Raw genomic sequence first — 24,085 nt, 5'->3', positions numbered from 1 at the left:
ATACCTTCATTGGGTGGTAAAAAAGATGTTGTCCCGGGACGAACTAACACTCTTGTATTAGAGGCTGATAAACCCGGACTATATACAGGCCAGTGTGCAGAATTTTGTGGACTGTCACATAGCCTTATGCGTATGCAAGTTCGAGCTGTAACTCAGGCAGACTATGATAAATGGCTCGATAATCTTAAAAAGCCGCCTGTAAATGTATGTTTCGATGCAGCTGGACAAGCAAATTCTTGTGATGTCAAAACAGTAGAAGCAAAGCGTTCAATTCTTAAATTTGGTTGTGCAAATTGTCATTCATTTGATGATCCGAGCTCGAAATCTTATGGTCCGAATCTAACTCACTTTGGAAGCGATTTTGATAATGAAGTAATGGGTGGTGGATCTATTGATAAAACACAAGAACACATTTGGAAATGGATTCATAATGCAACGGATTGGAAAAATCAAAATGGTATTCCAATGCAGGCAGACGATTGTCGTTTAGGTCCAGTCCCTGGTGAAGGAAAACGTTGTGTAGGTATGCCAAACTTTTCTGTTGTTTATAAATCAGTAGATGATACTGGAAAAGAAACTAATTTACCCGCAATGACCGAAGAAGAAGCAAAATCTATAGCTCAATATTTGAGCGCAAATAAATAAGAACTAAGGAATAGAATATTATGACAACTGCTACTCCGAGCAATATCAATACAAAAAGCAGTATTGAAACTAAAGCTGAAACGCGTATAGCCACGTTGATTAAACGTCCAACAAAAACAAGAGGTTTAGGATCTTGGTTTACTAGCGTTGATCACAAACGAATTGCCCTGCTTTATATTGCAACAGCTTTATTCTTCTTTTTATTTGGTGGTGTTGAGGCACTTCTAATTCGTATGCAATTGTTCTCACCAAATAGTTCGGTACTTACTGCAGCTCAATATAATCAAATGTTTACAATGCATGGTACAACCATGATTTTCTTAGTGGGAATGCCATTGGCTGCTGCATTTGGGAATTACTTAATACCACTTCAAATTGGTGCACGTGACGTTGCATTCCCAAGATTAAATGCGCTCGGATATTGGATACTACTTTTTGGTGGAATCTTTATGTATTCGAGTTTCTTTATGGGTGGTGCTCCAAACGGTGGGTGGTTCGGATATACACCACTAACTTCATCTCCTTATTCTTCTGGAATTTTGCCAGGAAGAGGAGCTGATTTCTGGGCAGTTGGACTAATCATGCTTGGTATTGGGTCAACAACTTCTGCAATCAACTTTATAGTAACAACAATTAATATGCGTGCGCCTGGTATGAAATTAATGCGTATGCCAATTGTGACTTGGATGATATTAGTAACATCATTTATGACAGCTTTTGCTCTACCCGTATTTACCGCAGCACTAATCATGGTATTTTTTGACAGGAATTTTGATACCAACTTTTTCTTTGCCGCAACAGGTGGAGATCCTCTTTTATATCAACATATGTTTTGGATATTTGGCCACCCTGAAGTATATATTTTGATACTTCCTGGGATGGGTATCGTTTCAGAAATATTGCCGGTGTTCGCGCGAAAACCATTATTTGGACATAGTGTTGTTGTATTCTCAGGTATAGCAATTGGTTTTGTTGGTTGGGGAGTATGGGCTCACCATATGTTTGCAACAGGATTAGGTCCGGTGACTATTTCCGCTTTCGGTGTTGCGACAATGATGGTAGGTGTTCCCACTGGTGTGAAAATATTTAACTGGCTAGGCACACTTTGGGGTGGTTCATTAAGGTTTAATTCTCCCATGTTGTACAGCATTGGTTTTATTGCGATGTTTACAATTGGCGGCTTATCAGGAGTGATGCATGCTGTTGTTCCAGCTGACACACAACAAACTGATACTTACTTTATTATTGCTCATTTTCATTATGTATTATTTGGTGGATTGGTGTTCGCTATCTTTGGTGGAATTCATTATTGGTTTCCAAAAATGTTCGGTAGAATGATGAACGATAAATTAGGGAAGTATACATTTTGGCTTGTATTAATTGGATTCAATTTTACTTTTGGTCCTATGCACCTTTTAGGTTTAGCTGGTCAAGCTCGTAGAACATGGAGATATCAAGAAGACTTACAACTTGAAACCTGGAATAAGGTTGCAACTATTGGTGCATTTACAATTGCAACTGCTACTTTAATGTTTGTTTATAATATTATTAGGTCAAAATTCAAAGGCGAGGTGGCTGGAGCTGACCCATGGGATGCTCGTACGCTTGAATGGTCGATACCTTCACCTGTTCCTGAATATAACTTTTTAGAAGTTCCTCATGTTGAAGCAGTTGACGATTTTTGGCACCGTAAATATACTGAGGATGCTGATGGTAGGTTAATGTTACGTGAAGGCGTAGATATAACTAAAGAGCCAATTCGTGTAACTACACAAGAGGCAATTGAAAAATATGGTGTCCATTTACCTTCACCGTCGTTTTGGCCTTTAATTTTAGGTCTAGCGCTTCCAATTGCTGGTTATGGACTTGTATTTCATAATTGGTTCCTTTGTGGATTAGGTGTATTTGTATTCGCATTTTCTTTGCTCGGATGGTCATTAGAACCAGATGCAGAACCACATGCACATCATAAAGATGAAGAATCACATGTAGGAGTTAAATAATGCGTGAAATAGAAAAGAATAAAATCTCAACAGATGAGGCTGATTATGCCAATGAATCAGATATTGTTGGAGATTTAGCTTTAGAACAAAATGATGTGACATCAACTAGGGTTAGACCAACTAATGGAAAATTGGCAATGTGGATATTCTTATCTTCTGACTTCTTGTTTTTCGGTGGTTTTATTTCTGCATATTTATTATATCGAGGTAGAAATTTAGAACTAGTAGATAGCGCTTTAAAGCTAACAGGAAATTCTGCAAAAGTGCTTTCTGATGTCGTAGATATTCCATTTACATCTGCAACTTCATTTATTTTGTTGATGAGTTCGTTAACGATGGTTTTATCTTTAGCAGCTATAAAAAGAGGGGACATTAGGAGATCTCGAGTTTGGTTAAGTTCAACAGTATTATTTGGTACTATATTCTTAGGTGGTCAAATTTATGAATTTACACAATTCGCTAGAGAAGGTTTTACCTTAACAACTAACCAATCTGGTTCTACATTCTTTGTTCTGACAGGTCTACATGGTGCTCACGTAGCATTAGGTATTTTCTGGTTATTGTCATTATTGAGTTTATCTTTTCAGGGTAAATTAAATAAAGAACAAGCTGAACGAGTAGAAATTGCTGGTCTATATTGGCACTTTGTTGATGTTATCTGGATTGTAATTTTTACTATTATCTACTTAACCCCAGTTAATTAAAAGGAAACTAATGTCTGAATCTCAAATTCAAAGTACAGTTCAAAAAGAGCACACATCCCCAGCTCAATATGTATTAGTTGGTGGAGTATTAGTAGGGCTTACTGCAATGGAAATCTCATTGTATTATATGGAAAGACATATAAATAGAGGTATATTGATGGTAGGACTATATGGAGTGGCAGCAATAAAGTTCTTTTTGGTCGCTGCATTCTTTATGCATCTTAAAGATGATGCAAAAGTATATAAAAGATGGTTTATTCTAGGTGGGCTTACAGCTCTTACATTATTTGCTGCTGTGCTCGTCTCATTATCAATACAAGATCATCGTTTTTTCTAAATTTATTTAGATGTATAACCTACCTCCTTTTGAGTCGCACATAGATGTATATTTAATCGCTGCCATTTGGTGTCTTGTATATGCAATTGCATTTATACGCTTAGCTCCTAAATTAGGAAGAGAAACACGTCCATCTAAATTCCAGTTAATAAACCATATATGCGCAATTGTAACTTTCGTTGTAGGCTCAACATGGCCAGTACATGATGTTAGCGAAAAATCTATGTACTTTATACATATGCTTCAACATTTAGCATTTATCAACTTAATGGCTATATTCATAATATTTTCTGTGCCTTCATGGTTAGCAAGATATATTTTTGTAAGAAAATATCTACTTGGAGTGATGAGGTATTGTGTTCGTTTTCTTCCTGCAACAATCATCTTTAATTTGCTAATCATCTTATTTCATTGGCCAGCCTTTGTAGATGCGACTTTGCAGTCGGGTTTGATTCATTTTCTTGCACATTTTGCGATGGTAATAGGATTTATAATCGTGTGGATGGTAATACTTTCACCAGTGCCAGAAATAGTACGACCTACACCTTTAGTGCAAATGATCTTTTTATTCTTACAGTCCATTGTCCCAACTATTCCAGCTTCATTCTTAACATTAGGCAATAAACCCTTGTATAAAATATATACTCAGCTTCCTAAATTATTCGGTATCTCCGCATTGGATGATCAGCGTATTGCTGGACTAATAATGAAGATAGGACAAGGTTTGCTAATTTGGGGAATGATAGCAGTCATCTGGTTTTCTTGGTCAAATGAGGAGAAGAACAGAGAATTACGATTTAGCAGTGAAAAAGAGAATAAACTATAGAGCGTCATCCTAAGCATCGCCTAGGATCTAGAAAAACAAAGGGTACAACAATGTCGGTCGAAATACAAGAAAATCCATCAGAGCAAGATGAAAATAAAAAGAATCTTCGAGAGCGTTTATATCTACCTTTTACTATTCCATTAATAAGTGCTGGCCTTGTTGCACTTTTAGGAATTAGTTTTTCAAGAATATTTTTAGCTGGTGCGCATGAAGAAGAAGGAGCTGTAGCAGTAGCTGGTGAAGCAAGCAAATCTTCAAATCCAGTTTTTTGGGCAACTATTGTTACAGTAGTCGTTTTAGTTGGTGCAGCATTAATCTCTTTAGCTAAGTCAATGCGACCTATGTCTTTTAAACTTATTTTAGCTGGAACGGTTTTGGCAGTGCTTATATCAGGAGCAATAATTTATGGATCTGGAGAAGAATCAACAGCGGGTCCAGCAGCGGGACAACCAACAGCAGAAGAAATAGCCTCGGCAGACCCTGCTAATGCGATTGAAGTCGACGCGCTTGGATCAAATCTATTTTCAACTAATGCATACACGGTAAAAGCAGGTGTTGTACATATCAAATATATTGGTAAAGGTGGATCACATCAATTGAAATTCAAGGGTAAATTTGATTGGTTCGATTTAGCTGTTAATGCTGGTACTGAAGCTGAAGGAGATGTCAATCTAGTTCCTGGCGAATATGTCATTTATTGTCCTATCCCTGGCCATGAAGCAATGACAGCAACCCTTGACGCAAAATAATAGTGATTGAATAGAAATTGAATAGTCCTCATATTGTAGAAAAATCGAATAAGGATCGTATAGATTCAAAAATCGATATTGAAGGATTGCCGAACCATATTGCAATAGTAATGGATGGAAATGGCCGTTGGGCAACGAGTCAAGGACTCTCGCGTACAAAAGGCCATGAGCAGGGCGAACAAGCCTTATACGATGTTATTTATGGCGCACGTGATCTAGGTATTAATTATATAACTGTATATGCTTTTTCTACTGAGAACTGGTCACGACCAAAAGCTGAAGTTGCTTATTTAATGGGTTTTAATGAAAGGCTATTAGTAGAACGCTTAGGAGAGTTACACGATCATAATATTCGTGTGATCTTTGTGGGTAGAAGAGAAAAACGGATTCCATCTAGATTGATAAAACGAATGGATGAAGCACAAGCTAAAACAAAAGATAATACTGGGATGACTTTATGTATTGCATTTAATTATGGTTCCAGGGCAGAAGTTGTAGATGCAACAAAAAAGATTGTGCAAAAAGTTATTGATGGCGAACTATCAATTGAAAAAATTGATGAAAATATTTTAAGTGATAATTTTTATTTTCCTAATATGCCAGATGTAGATTTTGTCCTTCGAACATCAGGTGAAAAACGTATATCTAATTTCTTATTATTTCAAGGTGCATATGCTGAACTAATTTTTACTGATACTTTATGGCCAGATATGCGCAGAGAGAATCTTTTTGAAGCAATTATTGAATTTCAAAACCGTACTCGCCGCTTCGGTTCTGTCTAATTTCCCCTCCTTTTCCGTGATGGCTGTCAGGGGTGTTAATAAGAACACGTATAGACGTAATCACGGAGTTAATCAAAGTAGAATATAACCCTATGACAGGTCAAACAAATCGTGATGTGGGCGTGGTATTACGCACGTATAAGCTTAAAGAAGCAGATCGCATTGTCGTATTTCTGACCACGAGTCATGGAAAAATTCGAGGTGTAGCTAAAGGAGCTAGGAAATCAGGATCTAAATATTCAGCGAGACTAGAACCTGGAAGTGTTGTAGATTTTCAATGGATTTGCGGAAATTCAGAATTAGTTCGAATCACTCAAGTTGAAACGGTAAATTCTAATAGGCATATTCGAGAAAATTTAGATTTATTTTCCAGTGCACAAAGAATGTTAGAAGCCGTAGATATATTATGTGAAGATAATACAGCTCATGAAGATTTAGCTTTAATGACTATTCGCGCATTAAAAGCAATGAATGAGTCTAAATCGAGTGTTACATGCGGAGCATTTTTATTCAAGGTACTTTCACTAGAAGGCTTTGCTCCAAGTGTTACAACTTGTTTTAAATGTGGGTCACTAAATGAGCTAAATAGTTTTTCTATCCAAAAAGGAAGCTTTTTTTGTGATGATTGTGCAGACCCTGGATGTGTATTAGTACTTGAGCATACAAGGGAAACCATAAAAGCAATTTTTGATGGTCGTCTTTCAAGTGTTGTTCAAAGCCAAGTAAGCAATACCACTAAAGAAGTTGAGGCTTTAGCTATAGCAATGATTGAATATCATACCGGGAAGCATTTAAAGTCGCTAATGCTTGTTTAATATCAAGAATAGAGGCTTTTATTAGGCTAAACTATTGCTACTATGACGCAAAATACACAAGGCCCTAATAAAAATACAGGTGAAAGTGACCTGATGGAACAAATTGTTAATTTATGTAAAAGAAGAGGGTTGGTATTTGCGTCGTCTGATATTTATGGAGGTTTTCGCTCTACATGGGATTTTGGGCCAGTAGGTGTACTATTAAAACGTAATGTCAAAGAAGCATGGTTCAAATCAATGGTTCAAATGCGTGACAATGTTGTTGGAATTGATGCATCAATCCTTATGGCTCCCCAAGTTTGGGAAGCTTCGGGTCATTTAGCAGGATTTACAGATCCATTGGTAGAGTGTTCGATATGTCATCAACGATACCGTGAAGATCAACTTCCAGTGGAAGATGGAAATATAATAGCACCAATGTGTCCTCAACAAAAAAAGAAACAATGTGTCTTAGGTGAAGCAAAAAATTTCAATCTAATGTTTAAAACTTTTGTTGGACCTGTAGAAGATAGTGCAAACGTTGCATATTTTAGGCCAGAGACAGCACAAGGTATATTTGTTAATTTTGTGAACGTTTTAAATACAACACGTCAAAAACCACCATTTGGTATTGCTCAAGTTGGTAAGAGTTTTCGTAACGAAATTACTCCTGGGAATTTTATTTTTCGTACTCGAGAATTTGAACAAATGGAGATGGAATTTTTTGTGCCACCAGAACAAGGACCAGAGTGGTACGAATATTGGAAAAATGAGCGGATGGATTGGTTTTATAATCTTGGAATGAAAAAAGAAAATATTATGCTTCGACCGCATGACGAGGACGAACTCAGCCATTATTCTACTGGTACTAGTGATATTGAATATTTATTTCCTTGGGGTTGGGGTGAACTAGAAGGGATAGCACAGCGCACAGATTTCGATTTAAAAGCTCATTCTCAACATTCTGGCCAAGATCTCTCTTATTTTGATCCTCAGGCAAATCAACGCTACGTGCCATATGTTATTGAACCAGCTTTAGGAGTCGAGCGTGCGACTTTAGCATTTCTATTAAATGCATTTGAAATAGATGAGGTTAATGGTGAAGAACGAACAGTCTTAAAACTACATAAAGATTTGGCTCCGTATAAAGCAGCTGTACTACCTCTATCTAAAAAAGAAGAATTGATGCCCCTAACGAATAAAATCGCTGAAATTTTGCGTCCTCATATGCAAATAGATATTGATCTAACACAGTCAATCGGTAAACGTTATCGTCGTCAGGATGAAATAGGTACTCCAAAATGTATAACTATCGACTTTGATTCACTCGTTGACGGCTGTGTGACTATTCGCGATAGGGACACAACTAACCAAGAACGTATCAGCATAGATTCTGTTCTTAAATATTTAGTAGATTGAATTTTATATGGCACCAAAACGAATTAAATTAGATCTTTCAAAAGTAGAATATTCATCTTATCCTCAACGCATAGGTGCGAGAATTTGTGATTCAATATTAGTAGCAGCTTTATTTGTTGGATTTATATATGCTTCTGGAAATCATTTTATTATTGACCCAGATAATTTAGACCCTAAGTTGGGAATTGGTAATTTAATTTATTATATTCCTTTGTTCGCATTTGCTTATGAAGTACCTCTGATGGCAAGTCAAGGTCTGACAATAGGAAAAAGAATTTTTGGTATTTGTGTTGTACGTGCCGATGGTTTGATAGGTATTGGATTAGATCGAGCATTCACTAGATTTATAGTTCCTCAAGCAATAGGAGTGATACCATTAATTGGAGTATTCGCTCAAATCACAGCACAAGCATGGTTTCTTTTCGATCCTGAACGTCAAAATGTTGCAGATAAAGTGGCAAGAACATTTGTAATCCGCATTCCTCCTAAAGACCAATCAGCAATTGAACAGAATGTTCTCGAAGATAATTCAGATAATGATATAGAGAATATATAGGGCTGGCAAAGTTAAATGGGGAATTCTAAATCTAATAAAGATTCTAGACATAGAGAAAATACAAAGAGGCGCGAAGAACTGCGAACTCGATCTAGAATTATGGATCGCCGAAAAAGAGGATTAGGTAAAGACGAAGAAGAGGCCTTACTAGCTGGCCCTGTAAGACGCTATATTGCATACACTATAGATACTCTTACGCATATTTTCTTTTGGGGTGTTTGTGTCATAGCTCTGACGGGTTTGTCACAAAGCTCAAAATATATTGATGTAGCGTTTCCAGTATCCATCTTTGTTTTTGGGAGTGTGTATTCAATTCCAAAGCTAAAAATAGAGGGTAGAACCTTTGGCAGAGAGAAGGCAAAAATCGAAGTTATAAGAAGAGATGGTAATGGGTTATTAACTTGGCCAAGGGCAATAATTAGATGGTGGGTAGAAATTGGAATAGCCTTTGTAGTGATTCCAATACTTGCACTATTTAATAAAGAGATTCAATATGTTATTGGTCTTTATGGAATAGCCATTCTTATTGTTATTGCTATTCCAATATTCTTTACAGAACATCGACAAGGCTTACATGATATTGCAGGAGACTCAGTTGTTGTAAGGTTTTTTCCTCCTAAAAGGAAATTTTTCAAAAAGTAGTATTTCGTGGTTTATATCTCTAAAAATCGAACATTTAATATAAATGTCACACCTTAAGTGTACGATATAGCTATAAGGAGGTTTTATGAGTGCATTAGTTAAATTGAATAATGAAAATATTGAATTGTCTACGCTTTGGGTAGCAACAAGTGCAGGAAATGTCCAAGAGAATTTTATTCATGCACATAAAGAAGTCGTTAAATATGAACCATATGATGGACCTTCATCTCAAATTACTTCAACTGATGCAATTTTATCGATAGCTGCAAAAATTGAATTAGAAAAAGCTCTATTCTCTAAATCTGCTGCATTTTCTACATTGGAAGGTAATAGAACAAGAAAAGAAGTAAACAATAAATATGAAACAAGATTATGTTTCGAGCGCGATAGAGATAGAATTACTCATTCAGATGAATTTCGTAGGTTAAAAGACAAAACTCAAGTATTTTTAAATCCAGGTGATCATCAAAGAACTAGAGCAACACACAGTTTCGAAGTAGCACAGATAGCTAATGCCATCGCAACTTCACTAAGACTAAATTCCACACTTGTAAGTGCAATAGCTCTAGGCCATGATTGTGGTCACGGTCCTGGAGGGCACGCGGCAGAAGAAGCCTTCTCAAAATATCTACCAGAAGGTTTTAATCATGCTATTTTTGGTGCAGAACTACTAGAAAAAAAACATAATTTATGCAAATTAACTTTAGATGGTGTCAGAAATCATTCATGGTCATTAAATACACCGCAGTCTTGCGAAGGTGAAGTAGTTGCTTGGGCAGATCGAATCGCATATGTTTGTCATGACTATGAAGATGCTACAAGAAAAAAAATATTAACTAGTAAAAATAAACCAAACAATAAAGAGCTTGCTAGTTTTCTCGGACTAAATAAAGCAAAACAGATTTCAATATTTATTAAAGATCTTGTAAATTCCACAATCGAAAATGAAGCAGTTTCAATGTCTCATGAAATGGGCGAAGTATTATGTGAGTTTAGAAACTATAATCATGAGAACATTTATAATACGAAAGTATCGCAAGATCAAAATTTATATATAATCAATATGCTCGACTCTTTAGTTAATCATTATATGGAACACTTTAATGACATACCTAAAGATTTTGTCAATACAAACTCAAATTCTGATGAGGCTAAGTTAAAGATTATAATCACATATCTAGCAGGTATGACAGATAGCTATGCAATAAATACAGCAAATAATATCTAGACCAAATCAAAAATACTTGATTTGACTTTGTTCTTGCAAAATCCAGTTCCCTGAATTGTCTTTATATTGAATTTCAAGATATAGCCCTTCATCACCTAGGTCACTATATGTTGTAACAGCATTATAATTATCTACTTCGATATTTTCCTTAATTACTAAGGTTTGATCTTCATTTGTTATCAATCTGTTTGTTGATATTTTTATTAAATATCTATGTACAACATTTATTGGTTTTGTAGCCCAACTGTAAATTATAGAATTCACTTCCTGTCCATCAGTGTATATCGAATATGAAAAAGAATTAATAAGTCGGTTGCTTGCTAACAAAGTTGTAGTTGTAGTTGTTTTAGTTTCAGTATCATTCACATTTGGTTTTGAAGTTCTTGTTGATGTCGTTGAGTTAGATTCACCAATCTCATCTTTTACGATATTATTTTTTGATATTGGGAATCTTGAGAGACCAGCAGCATCCCCAATCCTTCTTTCTGTAGATGTTGAATTTACTTTAACTCTATTTATATCTACAAGGTCTGAAGTTGACAAAATTTTTGTTCCAATAGTAGTAGTCGCCACTAGAACTATTGAAGAAATAATTAGTAATAGACTTGTGATGGCTTGGGTCGAGGGTACCGAAAAAATATGCTTAAACTTCTTGGCTAGGGTTTTAATATATAGATATAGCATTCCACTCCTAGATATAATCCTTTAATATGATAGTGATATATCGACATATAATTAAATGAACTAGATAGTCCTAATGGCCCATTTACATTGTAAAAGATATGAGGAAATATCTAAGAAATTGGCAATAATGCTAATGAATAGCTATATTTGATTAATTAGTATTTTTTAGAGAGTTTAAATGGGAATTTCAGATCAAGACATAAATAGAGTAAAAGAGAGTGTTGATATAGTCTCATTGATATCAGAACACGTACCTCTGAAACGTACTGGTAGAAGATATAGCGGTTGTTGTCCTTTTCATGATGAGAAAACGCCATCTTTTAGCGTTAATCCAGAATTAGGTTTCTTTTATTGTTTTGGTTGCCACAAAAAAGGGGATGCTATAACTTTTTTGAGAGAAATGTTACATATGGATTTCACTGAAGCCCTAGAAGCTTTAGCAAAACGAGCGAACATAACATTAACTTATGATAAAAGTCAGATTGAATCTAAAACAAAACTAACACCTTTATATGATGCTTTAAAAATGGCAACTCAGTATTATTCAAATATATTAATGTCAAGCGATGAAGCAAAATATGTTAGACAATATTTGAGATCACGTGGTATAGAAAAAGATGCAGTCTTGGATTTTGAGATAGGATATTCAACCGAGAGTTACGATGGATTAGTAAAGTATTTATCGGATAAATTTCTACCTTCACAATTAGTTGAAGCTAATCTTGCGTATAAAAATTCAAGAGGACAATATAGCGATGTTTTTCGCGGCCGACTCATGTTCCCAATAAAAAATACATCAGGAGCTGTAATAGGTTTTGGTGCAAGAACAATGAATGGCACCCCACCAAAATATAAAAATACTTCGGAGACTAAATTATATAGAAAATCTAATGTCTTATATAATATTGATAAAGCAAAATCCAGTGCAGTGGCATTGGGATATTTCGTAGTATGTGAAGGCTATACAGATGTCATAGCTTTTAATCAGGCAGGAATTGAAAGTTGTGTTGCCACCTGTGGAACTGCTGCAACCATCGAGCATGTAAAGACTATGTCTAAATATGCTAAAAAAATCATTTTATGTTTCGATTATGATTCAGCAGGACAAAAAGCTACTGAAAAATGGTTGGAATTTATTAATGAAACAGATGCTGATTTCTATGTCGCACGATTTAGTATAGATAAAGATCCGGCGGATATTTATCTTGAAGATCTAAATTTATTAACTGAAGGTATCGAAAAAGCAATACCATTTATGCAATTTCTATTAGATCGCACGATTGGAGAAATAAGAACTTCGGCATCAATCGAAGAAAGAGCACATGTTGCAGGCCGTGTCGCAAAGATAATATCGAGTCAAACAAGTAAGCTGATTCGAGAAGGGTATATTGTTCAATATGCATCCAGGCTAGGCTTTGAACCCAATTGGTTTTTTGAAGAATTATCGAAAATTGATAAAGCGCCAAAAGAAACAAGTAGCTATACATCAGATCATTCGGTAGACAAAGCTATTGCTCAAAGTAGTGTATTCGGTCATTCAGATTCAACAATTGAGATAGATCTTATTAATGATGAAACTACTCTGAAATTTGATGATCCACGACAACGAGAACTTTTACGGCTTTGCGTTCATGAGCCGGGTAGTGTAAGTGAATTTATCTCTGGTGAGATATTTTCTATAGAAACATATAGAGAAATATTTGACGCATTAATTGAACATGAAACTATCGATTCAGCAAGTAAATCGCTTGATGATTTTCCTAGGAATATTTTGAATCAAATATTGGTTGAAGATTTTGCGGATGTTGAAGATATTTCGTCATATTCGCTAGATGTCTACTCTAGGGTAGTAATTGATCAAATGAAAAATTATTTGTATCAACTAGTAGCGAAAGGTGACGAAGAATCATCATTAGTAAAAAAATACTTAGATGCCTTAAATGTCTCTATCGATAAAACTAATACTCGATCAATTATTGAGTCGGCCACAAAATTATTGGCCCTTCGTAATTCGAATGCCAAGTATTAGTCGAAAGTTGAGATAGATTAGGTATAGCAAATTAATCAGTTAGGTTATAAATGAGCGATACTAAAGATGTTAAAGACACCACAGAATCCATTGAGATAGATGAATCAATTTTGGTTTCACTTGATGCCATAGAAATCGATGGTGAACCAATTGTTGAAACCATAAAATCTCTAACTTCTTCAGTTAAAGAACGAGGATTTATAACTTCAGGAGAGATTTTTGCTGCATTAGCAAACCTTGAACCTTCAGTTGAAGTATTAGCTACGATATACGAAGGCTTGCGTAAAGAGGGTATTGAAGTAGTTGACGAAATACATGATGAGCTAAAACGAGAAGACGAAAGACGTTTACGTGATGTTCCTGTCGCTGTAGACAGACGAAAGTCAGCAAAAAAAGGTAAAAGAACAAGTAAAAATGACAATAATGAAGAAACCAAAAATGTTGAAAGCTCAGGTAAAGCTAATCCCTTATATCTAACAACATCGTCGGCTTCAGCAACTTTCGATCCAGTTCGAATGTATCTTAAAGAAATTGGAAAAGTGTCATTATTAACTGCTGATGAAGAAGTTCGATTAGCGAAACGTATCGAAGCTGGACTCACTGCTGGAAAAAAACTCGAAGAAAATGAAATTGATGATAGTACAAAAAAATCTAGTTTAAAAGCAATTATCCGTGATGGAGAAATGGCATCTAGAGAACTAGTTGAAGCGAATCTTAGGCTTGTTGTTTCTATTGCAAAACGATATGCAAACAGAGGTATGGCGCTTTTAGATCTTGTCCAAGAAGGAAATCTTGGTTTGATGCGAGCAGTAAATCGTTTTGATTACACAAAAGGATTTAAATTTTCCACCTATGCAACCTGGTGGATACGTCAAGCAATTACTAGAGCTATTGCTGATCAAGCACGAACAATTCGTATTCCAGTCCATATGGTAGAAACTATAAACCGTGTAATGAGAATACGTCGACAGATGTCACAAGAATTAGAAAGAGAACCAACACAAACAGAATTAGCAGAAAAAACCCAGTTAAGTATTGAAAAAATACGTGAAATTGAAAGAATCCAACAAGATCCTGTATCGTTAGAATCACGTGTTGGTGAAGAAGATGATTCTATGCTCAGTGATTTCGTAGTTGATCCTAACGATTTTTCTCCACAGCAAATCTCGGACCGTAAACTACTCATTGAAGCTCTAGAAAATGCTCTAGGCGACTTAAATGAGCGTGAACGAGATATTGTACGTATGCGATTTGGCCTTGATGATGGAGAGACTCATACTCTTGAAGAGGTCGGTCTTGAATTTGGTGTAACACGTGAACGTATAAGACAGATTGAATCAAAAACACTAAAGAAACTTCGCCATCCTGTGCGCTCTAAAGAACTACGAGAACATCTCGACGATGATAGTTAACTTAGATTAGTTTATTTTTTAACGGGTCCTCACCGTGTAAATGTGTTGCACAGACGTGACCTTTATTTCTGTTGCTGAATACTAAAATAATAAAAGTAGCGCTCAATTGTATAAAACCAAGTACGACGAAAACTATTGAACTGATTGATATAGCATTTATAAGTAGAAGTCCAGAAGATAATGTCCAAAGTCCATATGCTCTAGGACTAATACCAGCGCTGCATTGCTCTTTAATCAGATGGCGAATTTGTGGTAGATATGCGTAACCGCCAATAAATGCACCAAGAAGCCCAATAGCATTAAAAAAGTTCATAATTTATAATACCCTAAATGTTGTAAGGTATCGGTGCTAGTTTTCTTAATCGTTTGGAGCATATTGATGAAAGAAGAAAAAGCTTTTAGCGCAATAAGAAAAGAAATAATCGCACATAAAAGCAATCAACAATTCACCAAGAATGACTACAAACCTCTGTATTTAGCATCTTCATCATCAAAGGTAGTAATTATTGGTCAAGCTCCAGGGTTTAAGGCACAAGAAAGTGGTATTCCCTGGGATGATGCTAGTGGTGAACGCTTAATAAGTTGGTTAGGAGTAAGCGAGAAGCAATTTCGTGACCCTGAAATCTTTGCTTTGATTCCTATGGATTTTTATTATCCAGGTAAATCCAAATCAGGCGATATGCCGCCACGAAAGGATTTCGCCTCACTTTGGCATCGAAGGCTTCTTGATCTAATGATTAATGTCAAACTTACTGTGCTCATAGGCTCATATGCTCAAAAGTACTATCTTGACGATAAAAAGAAAAACCTCACACAAACAGTTCAAAATTATAAGGAATATCTTCCAAAATATTTCCCAATAGTTCATCCATCACCACTGAATTTTCGCTGGCATGCAAAAAATAGATGGTTCGAAAGTGAAGTTGTGCCAGATTTGCAAAAAACTATAGCTAAGATCCTTTAAATCTCAGCCTAAGTACTCTCAGTTTGTATTGTTCTGCTATAGTATTTCCGTCTTCCGAGGTAGCTCAGCTGGCAGAGCGCTTGACTGTTAATCAAGATGTCGTGGGTTCGAGCCCCACCCTCGGAGCAATTTTTATTATATTGTATAGTTACTTGACCTTATTTATTTTGATTTGATTTTGGTTTTTTATCTATTAATACATCTTGTTGCCATTTACTCGGTTTTTTGTCGGTTCGATGAATACAACCGACCCAACAGCAGGGACGTTTTTGGCCTTCTAGCAGTTCTTCGACGGTTCGAATTATTCGTCGTTCACGTGTCTTTTCTTGTTTTGCATCTTGTACCCAACAGATAAATTCGTTACGAGCAATAATCGTGATATCTTCCCACAGAGCAGTAATTTCTTTATTTTTACTAAGTGCCTTGTTTAGATCTTTAGGTAGTTCGTGTACCAGACCTCCAGATAATTCAATTTTGTTCATGATCACACTTTAATACTTAAGTAGCAAAAATGAAAGCAATGATTTGTTAAGCTTATCTTATTGAAAAAACTGAATCTTCTATAATTATATATAGATCTTCGAAATCTGCATTTGAATATACTATAAACCCAATAATACGCCTAAAAGAGTTAAAGCTATTGTTGTAGAAACAATAAATGTAAATCCTACAAAATGGGTATTATATATAATAACAAGGGAATAAATGAACAATCCGCAGAGTTCAAAATAATGACACATGATTAAGACATTATCTTCAAGATGACTAAAAAAGACTACTATCATCATGTGAGATATGAATTCTTAAGTCTCAACGAAATTAAAAGAAGTGCCAGAAAAATGATTAATAATATCAAAGTATAGGATTGAAGATGGATTTAGTTTACGGCGATTTACAACTAAGAGATGTTCCAGAACTCAAATGGTCTGGCTCACAATCTCATTTAGATCATATTATAGAAGCAATAAAGCGAGTTGATAATGATGAAGTCGAGATGGTTTATGGGAAGTTAAATGGAGCTATTATCGTTAAAGGTGGCATCGACTATAAAAAAATAGAAGGTACTGGTTTCATTTGGATGGTTAATGTAAAAGATGAATTCCAAAGTAAAGGTATAGGGTCACAGTATTTTACAGAATTAGAAAGACGTATAAAAGTTAGAGGACTGAATAGAGTAACTATGGCGGTTGAAGAATCTAATCCACGGGCAAAAGCACTATATCTTCGAAATGGTTACTCTGAAAAAGAAAAGATAATTGAACGTTGGGATGAAATTGATTCGCAAGGAAATATAGTAAAAATAGTCGCACCGTGCGATCTGCTTGAAAAAGAACTTTAGATTATCAAACAACTAAGTTTAATAAACCACAGAGTTCTTTAATGTCTGCAGTCATAGAGATCTCATCTTTATTCAAAACCTTTTCAACTTCATTCGAGATTATTCTTAGTGCAGCTGGTGTATCTAAATCACAATTTAAATAATTCAATATCACGTCTCTGGCTTGTGTTGAAGAACTAATTCTTTCGACTTTTTGAATATCGATTGCAGCTTGAATTTTTTTATAAAAAGTAAAACTTCCGTGGATAAGTTTTTCGTGCCAACTGAAACTATCGAAATAATGATTATTTAATATCGCAATTTTTATTGCGGCGCTTGGGTATCTATCTAACAGGTCATCAATATATATCATATTTCCGAGAGACTTAGACATCTTCTCGCCAAAGAAATCTACCGTACCTGTATGCATCCATATTTTTGCGACTGAATCGTTCCCTAAGCCAAAATTCTGTGCCATTTCGCTTGTATGGTGAGGAAATTTCAAATCTTCGCCACCACCGTGTATATCTATTTCTCCACCAAATTCATCAAGTAACATTGAAGTACATTCGATATGCCAACCTGGACGTCCTATACCAAGTGGAGATTCAAATGAAGGTTCGCCTTCAAGTGATTTTTGCCAAACTATAAAGTCGAGTGGGTGTTCTTTTCCTTTTATCTTCGTATTACCCCCACGGTCATTAAATATTCGTTCCATTACGATTTCAGAAATTGGAAGTTCTGGCATCTTTGGTTTAGTTTTAGAATATTGAAAATACCAATCACCGTTTAGATCGTAGAGAAACCCGTTGTTTTTAAGTATTGTTACAGTCTCGATAATTTCTTGTATTTTTTCGCTAACCTTCGGCATTTTATTGGGCTTACGCAAACCTAATTGTTCCATAGAGTCGTTAAGTCTTTTTGTCTGAGATCTAGCCAAATCAAAAATATCTTCATTTATTGATTTTGCTTTTGCTATTATCGAATCGTCTATATCAGTAATATTTTGAATATAATTTACTTTTTTATTCAAGTTATGTTCTATATGATAAATCATTGTATCGAAATAAGTAAATGTCGCACCATGGCCAACATGAGCTGTATCATAAGGTGTTACACCACAAACATATAAATCATAAACTGGCTTATCATCTAAGGTAGTAAATTCATTAGAGTAACTATTCCAAATTTTCATTTCACAATTTTAACGTAAAATCACAGAATTTCTTTATCAGGCTATACTTATTGTCTAATGTGGATAGTAATTGTATTAAAAAATATTAATTTAGATTCATAAACTATTAATTTAGAAATCTTTCTTTCAACTCTGCGGTAGGTATCATGCATGTGTCTCGTTTACCAAACCATTTATACCTGTACTTAGAAATTATTCTATACACGAGGTCTCTGACTGCTTTTGGGATAAACAATAATAACGATGCTATTTTTATGAAATATCCTGTATCTATTAATGCATGAATCGCGGCACTCGACCGATCATATACTTTATTCTCTTTTATATAAATGACTGTTTTAAGATCATTACCATGTGATTTTATATTGTATTCTTTTAATAGTTTTATACCAGCACTAGATTGCAATGTAGCAAATTTTAAATGATTTTGTTTGTCCAATCTGATTAATTTATTTACGAAACTATTGCACAAATTGCAAACTCCGTCAAAAAGTAAGATATTCATTCATATTTATTCTAATACATACTATAAATAACTAGAATATAGTTATGACAAAATTACAATCATTAAATCCTTCAAAAAATTATGAATTAATTGGCGAAGTTGAGATGTCTTATCAAGCAGATGTAAAAAATGCTGTTTTAGATGCTAAATCGGCACAAAAGATGTGGTCAGATTTGTCCATCGAACAACGTTGTGCTCACATAAAAGATTTCACCGATATCTGCGAAAAACATTCTGCAGATATCGCACAATTAATGATATTGGAAACTGGTAGGAGTAATTCTTCAGCATTGGACAATGTACAGGGCGGAATTGATTTTTTTAATAAATATATTGATACCGCACCAGATTTTTTTAAACCAAAAATTACATTTGAAAATGAAAAAGAGATACATAGAGTATTTCAAGAGCCATATGGTGTAGTCGCAGCAATTTGCCCGTGGAATTATCCCTTTATGAATGTAGCATGGCAGTGTGGACAATCTCTATTGGCTGGAAATACAATTGTTTATAAGAATTCACAAGAGAATCCTCTCTTCGCTAAATATCTTAAAGAATTAATTGAACAATCAACTATGCCAAAAGGTGTGTTTAATATTTTAATTGGAGATGCTCAAGTAGGTAAGTGGATGATTCGAGAAGAGATTGATTTTATTTCATTTACGGGAAGCACAAATACCGGAAAAGAATTAACAAAAATTGCAGCTGATAAATTTATTCCAATAATTTCTGAACTAGGAGGTTCTGCCCCTTTAGTTATTTTTGATGATATACAAGTTAATGATGAATTAATTGAACATATATGGAGTCGGAGATTTTCCGATGCCGGTCAATCTTGCGATGCTGTAAAACGTCTAATAGTTCATGAGGACATATATGACGATATTGTTAGTAGGTTAATAAAATTGATTTCTAGCAAGAAAATTGGTGATCCTTCTGATGATTCAAATGATATGGGTCCATTAATCTCTAGCAATCAACTACAGCGATTGGAAGATCAAGTACAAGATGCAAAAGTTAAAGGTGCAAAAATAGAAATTGGTGGTGAAAGGCCTGAACTACTAAAGGGAGCATATTTTCTTCCAACAATAATTACGGATGTCGTTAAAGAAATGAAAATTTGGCATGAAGAAGTTTTCGGACCGGTACTTCCAATAGTTTCATTTAAAAGCGATGATGAAGCTATTAATTTAGCAAATGACACAATTTATGGGTTAGGTGCTCACGTGATGACAAAAGATAAAGATCGATTCAATAAATTAGCAAAAGAGATTAAATCTGGGATGATCGGCCAAAATACAGTCATGTTTTGGGGTACAGAGAATCCATTTGGTGGGTATAAACAATCTGGTATGGGTAGAGTGCATGGCGACTATGGTTTTTCTGAAGTAACTCAAGTCAAGCTAATATGCGAAGAAAAACAATAGTGTTCTAAATAATTATTAGATTATTTTGTTAAGTTATCTGCGGCGAATTCAGGAAAAACACGCTTAGTTGTTTTTACTTTTGACCGACCTTTTCTGGTTCGCTTAAGCTCGAAAAAATGTGAGCTGCTACCTAGTTTAGATAGTGCATCCCAAAGAATTAAACCTTGTTCTTTTTCGGGTAGCCCCTGTAATACTGGACCGAAGTAACCCTGTTTTTCACCATTTTCGCTATTAAAAATGATAAGAGGTACACCAACATCATTCCCAACGACTTCTACTGCATTTTTGATATGTACACTAAGTGCTTTATCATATTTATCTCTGCTCGCTTCTTTAAGGTAATCACTGCTTAAACCAAGACGTTTCAAAACTTTGCCCATAAAATTATCGTCATCTAATTTTTTATCGATAAAATATGACTTTCCAAATTCGCTATATAAAACTCCACGATCAATATTCTCTTTTTCGTGTATAGCTTCAATCATGCGAAGTACCTGGTGAGCAATACTATGGGTGTCTAAATGTCCTGTAACATCATCACCTGAAAGTTCGTTATTCTTTATCGCAAGACTAAAAGGTAACCAATTTATTTTTAATACACGGTTTTCGCTAACTTCAACTAACCAACGGCTAGTAACCCAACACCATGGACAACTGGGATCAAAATAGAAATCTATTTCCATTTAATGTTACTTTTCTTCATAATGTTCCTGTATATAATTTGTGACATCTACAAAATCTTTTATTATTGTAGCATCCAATTTTTTTGCTTTTTCTAAATCGTTAATAGATGGAATAGCAAAAGTTTTAGCACCAGATGTAATACCAGAAATAATACCTGGGATTGAATCCTCAACAACTAGGCACCTAAGAATATCGACTTCTAATTCTTTTGCAGTTAATAGATAAGGGTCTGGATGTGGTTTCATATTTTTTGCGCCAGCACATGAATGCGTAATTTTAAAACTATTTTTAATCTCACGAAGGTCTAAAGCCGGTTTTAACATTTCCATTGGGGAGGCGGTACAGACTGCAAGAGGAATTGCTAATTTGTTTAGTAGTTCAAGCAATTCAAAAAAACCGTTTCTAATTTGAGCTTCTTCTATAATCTTCTTATGTGCAGTATCGACTATCTTTTTTTTTATCTCTTCGGGATCTAGGTCGTTGATATTTAAAGCCTCAAAAGTCATGGGTATTGTGACGTCAATGCCTAAACCTGTCCCAGCATGCAACAAATCTACCGGAACAGTAATACCGTATTCTTTAAAGACACTTAATATAGCTTTTTTCCATATGGGTTCAGAATCGACCAATGTTCCATCAAAATCTAATATCACTGCATCGATTATCATCATCTAGATTCTAACTTAGAAAGCCGCAATCTATACAATAAAGCAAATAGTGTTAAACTTAGTAAATGCCAATTATTATTCGTGAAGAGCAATTTAGACTTAAATCACGCTTGATTAAAGCTGGCGCGATAGTTTTAGATGATATTGATGCAGCTAATCAAAAGGTAAGGCCTGCAAGAATTGGTTTAATAAATTTAATGCCTGCAGCTACTATGGAAGTTACTGAACTTCAATGGCTTAGATACATGTCTAATACTGCTGTTCAGATAGATCCAGTTTTAATCAAATTTGATAAAGATTTTCGTGAACGTGCGGGCGCATCTAGAGCTAATATATTAACTAGATATATTCCATTTAGTGAAGCCAAAAAAAATGGATTAGATGGATTGATAATTACGGGCGGGAATCTTGAGTTAGCTAATGTTCAAAAAGGCGAACAAAAAATTGGGTTAGATTTTATAGAATTTAAATTCTATGATCAATTAAGAGATATAATTTCCTGGGCTCGATCAAATGTTTACTCAACAATATATTCCTGTATCGCAAGCCATTTTGCGTTAGATCAATTATTTGAAATGAAAAGAAACATAATGCCACAAAAACTTTTTGGCGTATTTGACCATGAGGTACACGATACTTTATCGTCGCCTTTTACTAAGGGTATCGACGATATCATTAGGGCTCCCCATGCACGATGGGGAAGTGTTGATATCTCTGAATTTGTAAATAAAGATATAGAAGTACTGGCTTCATGTAAAACTGCAGGTTGGCTGATTGCGCAATCTCGTAACTCTTTGGGCGGACATGATATGTTTCTACAGGGACATCCTGAATATGACCGTTATGATTTACATAGAGAATTTCAAAGAGACTGGGCTATAGGAGAAGCTAAATCTATTCCTCATGGATATTACAGGAATGATAATCCTGCGTCATTACCCCAACTTACATGGGCAAATGACGCAAGAGCGCTACATTCCAATTGGATAGCAGCAATATATAGGCACTTCTCTAGTAATTTACTAAACTTGTAATCAGTGACAAAATATAAAAATTTATTATTTGATTTCGATGGTTGTTTAGTTTCAAGTATCGAGTTTTGGTTGAATATATATAGAGAAGCATTTAGTGAATTCAATTTGTATCCATCAGATAAAGAAATTATGTATCATGTTGGAGATTGGGACATACATAAATATTTTGAGATCGAAGATAATCAGCGATTTGTCGATATTGTTAATTCGAAATTAACCGATACACATGGTCGTCAAGTTTTGAGTCCTAATGTTGTTGAATTATTAGACGAACTCTCAGAACAACATTGCTTTGCAGTTGTCTCTAGCGGTGTTAAATCTAACATTTTAGATGCGTTAACAAATAATTCTATTAATCATCATTTTGATGTAGTTCTGGGAGTCCACGAGGTCATAAATATTAAGCCCGACTCGGAACCTATATTGAAAGCGATAGATCTACTTAAAGGTGAAATATCAAATTCGATCATGATTGGTGACTCGCGTAAAGACCTTGAAGCGGCAAATAACGCTGGGGTTGATTCAATCTTGTATTATCCAGCAATACATGAGAACTCACATGATTTAGAAATGCTATTAACCTATGAACCAACATATGTGGTTAAATCATTGTTGGAAATAAAAGAAATAGTTGAATAGCTATTCAACGAATTCACAACAAAAATAAGAGTTAGTATCATGGTTTAAATCTTCTCTCAACCTGTCTAATTGGTCAAAGAATATCAAGAAACATGTTAATTGTATCCTATAGGACATCTTCAGGTATTTCTCAGGAAGTATGATTATCTTCATATTATGAGAATACTGGTAATCGAAGATGAACATAAAATTGCAAATGCAATACGAAAAGGGTTAGAACAAGAAAATTATGCTGTGGATGTAAGCTACGATGCTGATGATGGATACGCAATGGCATTAACTGTTCAATATGATGCAATCGTGCTCGACTATATGTTGCCTGGTGAACGCAATGGGTTAGAACTATGTCAAGATCTAAGAAAAAAGAATATTCATACACCTATATTATTCTTAACTGCAAAAGATCAAACAAGAGATAAAATTAATGGTTTAAATGCTGGTGCAGACGACTATTTGGTAAAACCATTTTCCTTTGAAGAGTTGCTAGCGAGGATTCGTGCTTTATTTCGAAGGCCAAATATCACATCAAGCCCAATCTTGGTAGTTGGTGACCTTACACTTGATCCTTCCGAGTTGCTTGTTAAGAGGTTAGGTGTTGAAATACAATTATCTTCAAAAGAATTTGGACTACTCGAGTATTTAATGAGAAATACAGGTCAAATATTGTCCAAAGATTTAATTATTGATCACGTATGGGACTTCGATTCTGATATTTTGCCTAACACAGTTGAAGTCTTCATTGGATATCTAAGGTCAAAAATTGAAAAACCATTTGTAGCTCCAAAGCTAATCCATACAGTAAGAGGATTTGGTTACAAAATATTAGATCCAGGAAGCTAAA

Annotated in this window: 27 protein-coding genes and 1 tRNA gene; 21 read left to right on the top strand and 7 right to left on the bottom strand. The window is 35.0% G+C overall.

The window, feature by feature from the left end; translation table 11 throughout:
* The 12 genes from KBF89_06965 to KBF89_06910 all read left to right on the top strand — a co-directional run.
* Nucleotides 1–645 (top strand): cytochrome c oxidase subunit II (locus KBF89_06965; GenBank protein ID MBP9116067.1); only part of this gene is annotated, 645 nt, incomplete at its 5' end.
* A gap of 20 nt (nucleotides 646–665) precedes the next feature.
* Nucleotides 666–2,648: a cytochrome c oxidase subunit I gene (gene ctaD / locus KBF89_06960; protein MBP9116066.1), complete on the top strand. Its 1,983-nt coding sequence runs from the start codon at nucleotides 666–668 to the stop codon at nucleotides 2,646–2,648.
* A 137-nt stretch (nucleotides 2,649–2,785) separates the two neighbouring features.
* On the top strand, nucleotides 2,786–3,352 hold the full coding sequence (locus KBF89_06955; GenBank protein ID MBP9116065.1) for a heme-copper oxidase subunit III: 567 nt from the start codon (nucleotides 2,786–2,788) through the stop codon (nucleotides 3,350–3,352).
* 10 nt (nucleotides 3,353–3,362) lie between these two features.
* On the top strand, nucleotides 3,363–3,689 hold the full coding sequence (locus KBF89_06950; protein MBP9116064.1) for a cytochrome C oxidase subunit IV family protein: 327 nt from the start codon (nucleotides 3,363–3,365) through the stop codon (nucleotides 3,687–3,689).
* A gap of 10 nt (nucleotides 3,690–3,699) precedes the next feature.
* Entirely contained in the window at nucleotides 3,700–4,515 is an 816-nt protein-coding gene (locus tag KBF89_06945) for a cytochrome c oxidase assembly protein (protein MBP9116063.1), read from the top strand.
* 50 nt (nucleotides 4,516–4,565) lie between these two features.
* Nucleotides 4,566–5,264, top strand: a complete 699-nt coding sequence (locus KBF89_06940) for a hypothetical protein (GenBank protein MBP9116062.1) — start codon at nucleotides 4,566–4,568, stop codon at nucleotides 5,262–5,264.
* Nucleotides 5,265–5,374: 110 nt separating this feature from the next.
* On the top strand, nucleotides 5,375–6,046 hold the full coding sequence (gene uppS / locus KBF89_06935) for a di-trans,poly-cis-decaprenylcistransferase (protein ID MBP9116061.1): 672 nt from the start codon (nucleotides 5,375–5,377) through the stop codon (nucleotides 6,044–6,046).
* Nucleotides 6,047–6,138: 92 nt separating this feature from the next.
* Nucleotides 6,139–6,861 carry a DNA repair protein RecO gene (gene recO / locus KBF89_06930; protein ID MBP9116060.1) on the top strand — a complete coding sequence of 241 codons (723 nt, stop codon included), beginning with the start codon at nucleotides 6,139–6,141 and terminating at the stop codon, nucleotides 6,859–6,861.
* Nucleotides 6,862–6,954: 93 nt separating this feature from the next.
* Nucleotides 6,955–8,259: a glycine--tRNA ligase gene (locus KBF89_06925; GenBank protein MBP9116059.1), complete on the top strand. Its 1,305-nt coding sequence runs from the start codon at nucleotides 6,955–6,957 to the stop codon at nucleotides 8,257–8,259.
* Between the two features lie 7 nt (nucleotides 8,260–8,266).
* Complete coding sequence (locus tag KBF89_06920; GenBank protein ID MBP9116058.1) at nucleotides 8,267–8,815, top strand: RDD family protein; 549 nt, start codon at nucleotides 8,267–8,269, stop codon at nucleotides 8,813–8,815.
* Nucleotides 8,816–8,830: 15 nt separating this feature from the next.
* A complete protein-coding gene (locus KBF89_06915) occupies nucleotides 8,831–9,457 on the top strand; it encodes an RDD family protein (protein MBP9116057.1) in 627 nt (208 codons plus the stop codon).
* Nucleotides 9,458–9,542: 85 nt separating this feature from the next.
* On the top strand, nucleotides 9,543–10,685 hold the full coding sequence (locus tag KBF89_06910) for an HD domain-containing protein (GenBank protein ID MBP9116056.1): 1,143 nt from the start codon (nucleotides 9,543–9,545) through the stop codon (nucleotides 10,683–10,685).
* A gap of 6 nt (nucleotides 10,686–10,691) precedes the next feature.
* Here the strand turns inward: KBF89_06910 and KBF89_06905 are convergent, their stop codons facing one another.
* Nucleotides 10,692–11,258: a hypothetical protein gene (locus tag KBF89_06905; protein MBP9116055.1), complete on the bottom strand. Its 567-nt coding sequence runs from the start codon at nucleotides 11,256–11,258 to the stop codon at nucleotides 10,692–10,694.
* Nucleotides 11,259–11,547: 289 nt separating this feature from the next.
* Between KBF89_06905 and dnaG the strand changes: the two genes are divergently transcribed.
* Entirely contained in the window at nucleotides 11,548–13,398 is a 1,851-nt protein-coding gene (gene dnaG, locus KBF89_06900; protein MBP9116054.1) for a DNA primase, read from the top strand.
* A 50-nt stretch (nucleotides 13,399–13,448) separates the two neighbouring features.
* Nucleotides 13,449–14,810, top strand: a complete 1,362-nt coding sequence (gene rpoD / locus KBF89_06895) for an RNA polymerase sigma factor RpoD (protein MBP9116053.1) — start codon at nucleotides 13,449–13,451, stop codon at nucleotides 14,808–14,810.
* A gap of 1 nt (nucleotide 14,811) precedes the next feature.
* Here rpoD and KBF89_06890 read toward each other — a convergent pair whose 3' ends face one another.
* A complete protein-coding gene (locus KBF89_06890) occupies nucleotides 14,812–15,123 on the bottom strand; it encodes a hypothetical protein (protein MBP9116052.1) in 312 nt (103 codons plus the stop codon).
* Nucleotides 15,124–15,189: 66 nt separating this feature from the next.
* On the opposite strand from KBF89_06890, the gene KBF89_06885 reads away from it, so the two are divergent.
* A complete protein-coding gene (locus tag KBF89_06885; protein MBP9116051.1) occupies nucleotides 15,190–15,774 on the top strand; it encodes a uracil-DNA glycosylase family protein in 585 nt (194 codons plus the stop codon).
* A 53-nt stretch (nucleotides 15,775–15,827) separates the two neighbouring features.
* Nucleotides 15,828–15,900 (top strand) — tRNA-Asn (locus KBF89_06880).
* A gap of 32 nt (nucleotides 15,901–15,932) precedes the next feature.
* Here KBF89_06880 and KBF89_06875 read toward each other — a convergent pair.
* Nucleotides 15,933–16,256, bottom strand: a complete 324-nt coding sequence (locus KBF89_06875) for a YdeI/OmpD-associated family protein (GenBank protein MBP9116050.1) — start codon at nucleotides 16,254–16,256, stop codon at nucleotides 15,933–15,935.
* A 389-nt stretch (nucleotides 16,257–16,645) separates the two neighbouring features.
* On the opposite strand from KBF89_06875, the gene KBF89_06870 reads away from it, so the two are divergent.
* Nucleotides 16,646–17,113 carry a GNAT family N-acetyltransferase gene (locus KBF89_06870; GenBank protein ID MBP9116049.1) on the top strand — a complete coding sequence of 156 codons (468 nt, stop codon included), beginning with the start codon at nucleotides 16,646–16,648 and terminating at the stop codon, nucleotides 17,111–17,113.
* A 4-nt stretch (nucleotides 17,114–17,117) separates the two neighbouring features.
* On the opposite strand, the gene KBF89_06865 is transcribed toward KBF89_06870, so the two are convergent.
* Nucleotides 17,118–18,287, bottom strand: coding sequence for a hypothetical protein (locus KBF89_06865; protein ID MBP9116048.1), 1,170 nt, complete (start codon nucleotides 18,285–18,287; stop codon nucleotides 17,118–17,120).
* A 106-nt stretch (nucleotides 18,288–18,393) separates the two neighbouring features.
* Complete coding sequence (locus KBF89_06860; protein ID MBP9116047.1) at nucleotides 18,394–18,792, bottom strand: DUF393 domain-containing protein; 399 nt, start codon at nucleotides 18,790–18,792, stop codon at nucleotides 18,394–18,396.
* A gap of 44 nt (nucleotides 18,793–18,836) precedes the next feature.
* On the opposite strand from KBF89_06860, the gene KBF89_06855 reads away from it, so the two are divergent.
* On the top strand, nucleotides 18,837–20,219 hold the full coding sequence (locus KBF89_06855) for an aldehyde dehydrogenase (protein MBP9116046.1): 1,383 nt from the start codon (nucleotides 18,837–18,839) through the stop codon (nucleotides 20,217–20,219).
* Nucleotides 20,220–20,239: 20 nt separating this feature from the next.
* Here the strand turns inward: KBF89_06855 and KBF89_06850 are convergent, their stop codons facing one another.
* Together KBF89_06850 and KBF89_06845 are read right to left on the bottom strand one after the other, a co-directional pair.
* On the bottom strand, nucleotides 20,240–20,902 hold the full coding sequence (locus KBF89_06850; GenBank protein ID MBP9116045.1) for a DsbA family protein: 663 nt from the start codon (nucleotides 20,900–20,902) through the stop codon (nucleotides 20,240–20,242).
* Nucleotides 20,903–20,908: 6 nt separating this feature from the next.
* Nucleotides 20,909–21,574: an HAD family phosphatase gene (locus KBF89_06845; GenBank protein MBP9116044.1), complete on the bottom strand. Its 666-nt coding sequence runs from the start codon at nucleotides 21,572–21,574 to the stop codon at nucleotides 20,909–20,911.
* A gap of 62 nt (nucleotides 21,575–21,636) precedes the next feature.
* Here KBF89_06845 and KBF89_06840 point away from each other — a divergent pair, with 62 nt between their 5' ends.
* The 3 genes from KBF89_06840 (at nucleotide 21,637) to KBF89_06830 (ending at nucleotide 24,084) form a co-directional block, all read left to right on the top strand.
* Complete coding sequence (locus KBF89_06840; protein MBP9116043.1) at nucleotides 21,637–22,605, top strand: homoserine O-succinyltransferase; 969 nt, start codon at nucleotides 21,637–21,639, stop codon at nucleotides 22,603–22,605.
* 3 nt (nucleotides 22,606–22,608) lie between these two features.
* Nucleotides 22,609–23,244 carry an HAD family hydrolase gene (locus KBF89_06835; GenBank protein ID MBP9116042.1) on the top strand — a complete coding sequence of 212 codons (636 nt, stop codon included), beginning with the start codon at nucleotides 22,609–22,611 and terminating at the stop codon, nucleotides 23,242–23,244.
* 156 nt (nucleotides 23,245–23,400) lie between these two features.
* On the top strand, nucleotides 23,401–24,084 hold the full coding sequence (locus KBF89_06830; GenBank protein ID MBP9116041.1) for a response regulator transcription factor: 684 nt from the start codon (nucleotides 23,401–23,403) through the stop codon (nucleotides 24,082–24,084).
* Nucleotide 24,085: the final 1 nt, after the last annotated feature.

Source organism: Acidimicrobiia bacterium (genome assembly GCA_018057765.1).
Taxonomy (GTDB): Bacteria; Actinomycetota; Acidimicrobiia; order IMCC26256; family JAGPDB01; genus JAGPDB01.
The sequence above is the reverse complement of the archived record's forward strand: the minus strand, read 5'-3'. Positions and strand labels throughout refer to the sequence as shown.

Excerpts from the sequence above, each read along its gene's own strand:
- KBF89_06850 (MBP9116045.1), bottom strand. The coding sequence starts at position 20,902 with ATGGAAATAGATTTCTATTTTGATCCCAGTTGTCCATGGTGTTGGGTT.
- KBF89_06925 (MBP9116059.1), top strand. The coding sequence starts at position 6,955 with ATGGAACAAATTGTTAATTTATGTAAAAGAAGAGGGTTGGTATTTGCG.
- rpoD (MBP9116053.1), top strand. The coding sequence starts at position 13,449 with ATGAGCGATACTAAAGATGTTAAAGACACCACAGAATCCATTGAGATA.
- recO (MBP9116060.1), top strand. The coding sequence starts at position 6,139 with ATGACAGGTCAAACAAATCGTGATGTGGGCGTGGTATTACGCACGTAT.
- KBF89_06910 (MBP9116056.1), top strand. The coding sequence starts at position 9,543 with ATGAGTGCATTAGTTAAATTGAATAATGAAAATATTGAATTGTCTACG.
- ctaD (MBP9116066.1), top strand. The coding sequence starts at position 666 with ATGACAACTGCTACTCCGAGCAATATCAATACAAAAAGCAGTATTGAA.
- KBF89_06940 (MBP9116062.1), top strand. The coding sequence starts at position 4,566 with ATGTCGGTCGAAATACAAGAAAATCCATCAGAGCAAGATGAAAATAAA.
- KBF89_06875 (MBP9116050.1), bottom strand. The coding sequence starts at position 16,256 with ATGAACAAAATTGAATTATCTGGAGGTCTGGTACACGAACTACCTAAA.
- KBF89_06855 (MBP9116046.1), top strand. The coding sequence starts at position 18,837 with ATGACAAAATTACAATCATTAAATCCTTCAAAAAATTATGAATTAATT.
- KBF89_06915 (MBP9116057.1), top strand. The coding sequence starts at position 8,831 with ATGGGGAATTCTAAATCTAATAAAGATTCTAGACATAGAGAAAATACA.
- dnaG (MBP9116054.1), top strand. The coding sequence starts at position 11,548 with ATGGGAATTTCAGATCAAGACATAAATAGAGTAAAAGAGAGTGTTGAT.
- KBF89_06830 (MBP9116041.1), top strand. The coding sequence starts at position 23,401 with ATGAGAATACTGGTAATCGAAGATGAACATAAAATTGCAAATGCAATA.
- uppS (MBP9116061.1), top strand. The coding sequence starts at position 5,375 with ATGGATGGAAATGGCCGTTGGGCAACGAGTCAAGGACTCTCGCGTACA.
- KBF89_06865 (MBP9116048.1), bottom strand. The coding sequence starts at position 18,287 with ATGAAAATTTGGAATAGTTACTCTAATGAATTTACTACCTTAGATGAT.
- KBF89_06885 (MBP9116051.1), top strand. The coding sequence starts at position 15,190 with ATGAAAGAAGAAAAAGCTTTTAGCGCAATAAGAAAAGAAATAATCGCA.
- KBF89_06945 (MBP9116063.1), top strand. The coding sequence starts at position 3,700 with ATGTATAACCTACCTCCTTTTGAGTCGCACATAGATGTATATTTAATC.
- KBF89_06950 (MBP9116064.1), top strand. The coding sequence starts at position 3,363 with ATGTCTGAATCTCAAATTCAAAGTACAGTTCAAAAAGAGCACACATCC.
- KBF89_06840 (MBP9116043.1), top strand. The coding sequence starts at position 21,637 with ATGCCAATTATTATTCGTGAAGAGCAATTTAGACTTAAATCACGCTTG.
- KBF89_06860 (MBP9116047.1), bottom strand. The coding sequence starts at position 18,792 with ATGAATATCTTACTTTTTGACGGAGTTTGCAATTTGTGCAATAGTTTC.
- KBF89_06845 (MBP9116044.1), bottom strand. The coding sequence starts at position 21,574 with ATGATGATAATCGATGCAGTGATATTAGATTTTGATGGAACATTGGTC.
- KBF89_06920 (MBP9116058.1), top strand. The coding sequence starts at position 8,267 with ATGGCACCAAAACGAATTAAATTAGATCTTTCAAAAGTAGAATATTCA.
- KBF89_06870 (MBP9116049.1), top strand. The coding sequence starts at position 16,646 with ATGGATTTAGTTTACGGCGATTTACAACTAAGAGATGTTCCAGAACTC.
- KBF89_06890 (MBP9116052.1), bottom strand. The coding sequence starts at position 15,123 with ATGAACTTTTTTAATGCTATTGGGCTTCTTGGTGCATTTATTGGCGGT.
- KBF89_06955 (MBP9116065.1), top strand. The coding sequence starts at position 2,786 with ATGTGGATATTCTTATCTTCTGACTTCTTGTTTTTCGGTGGTTTTATT.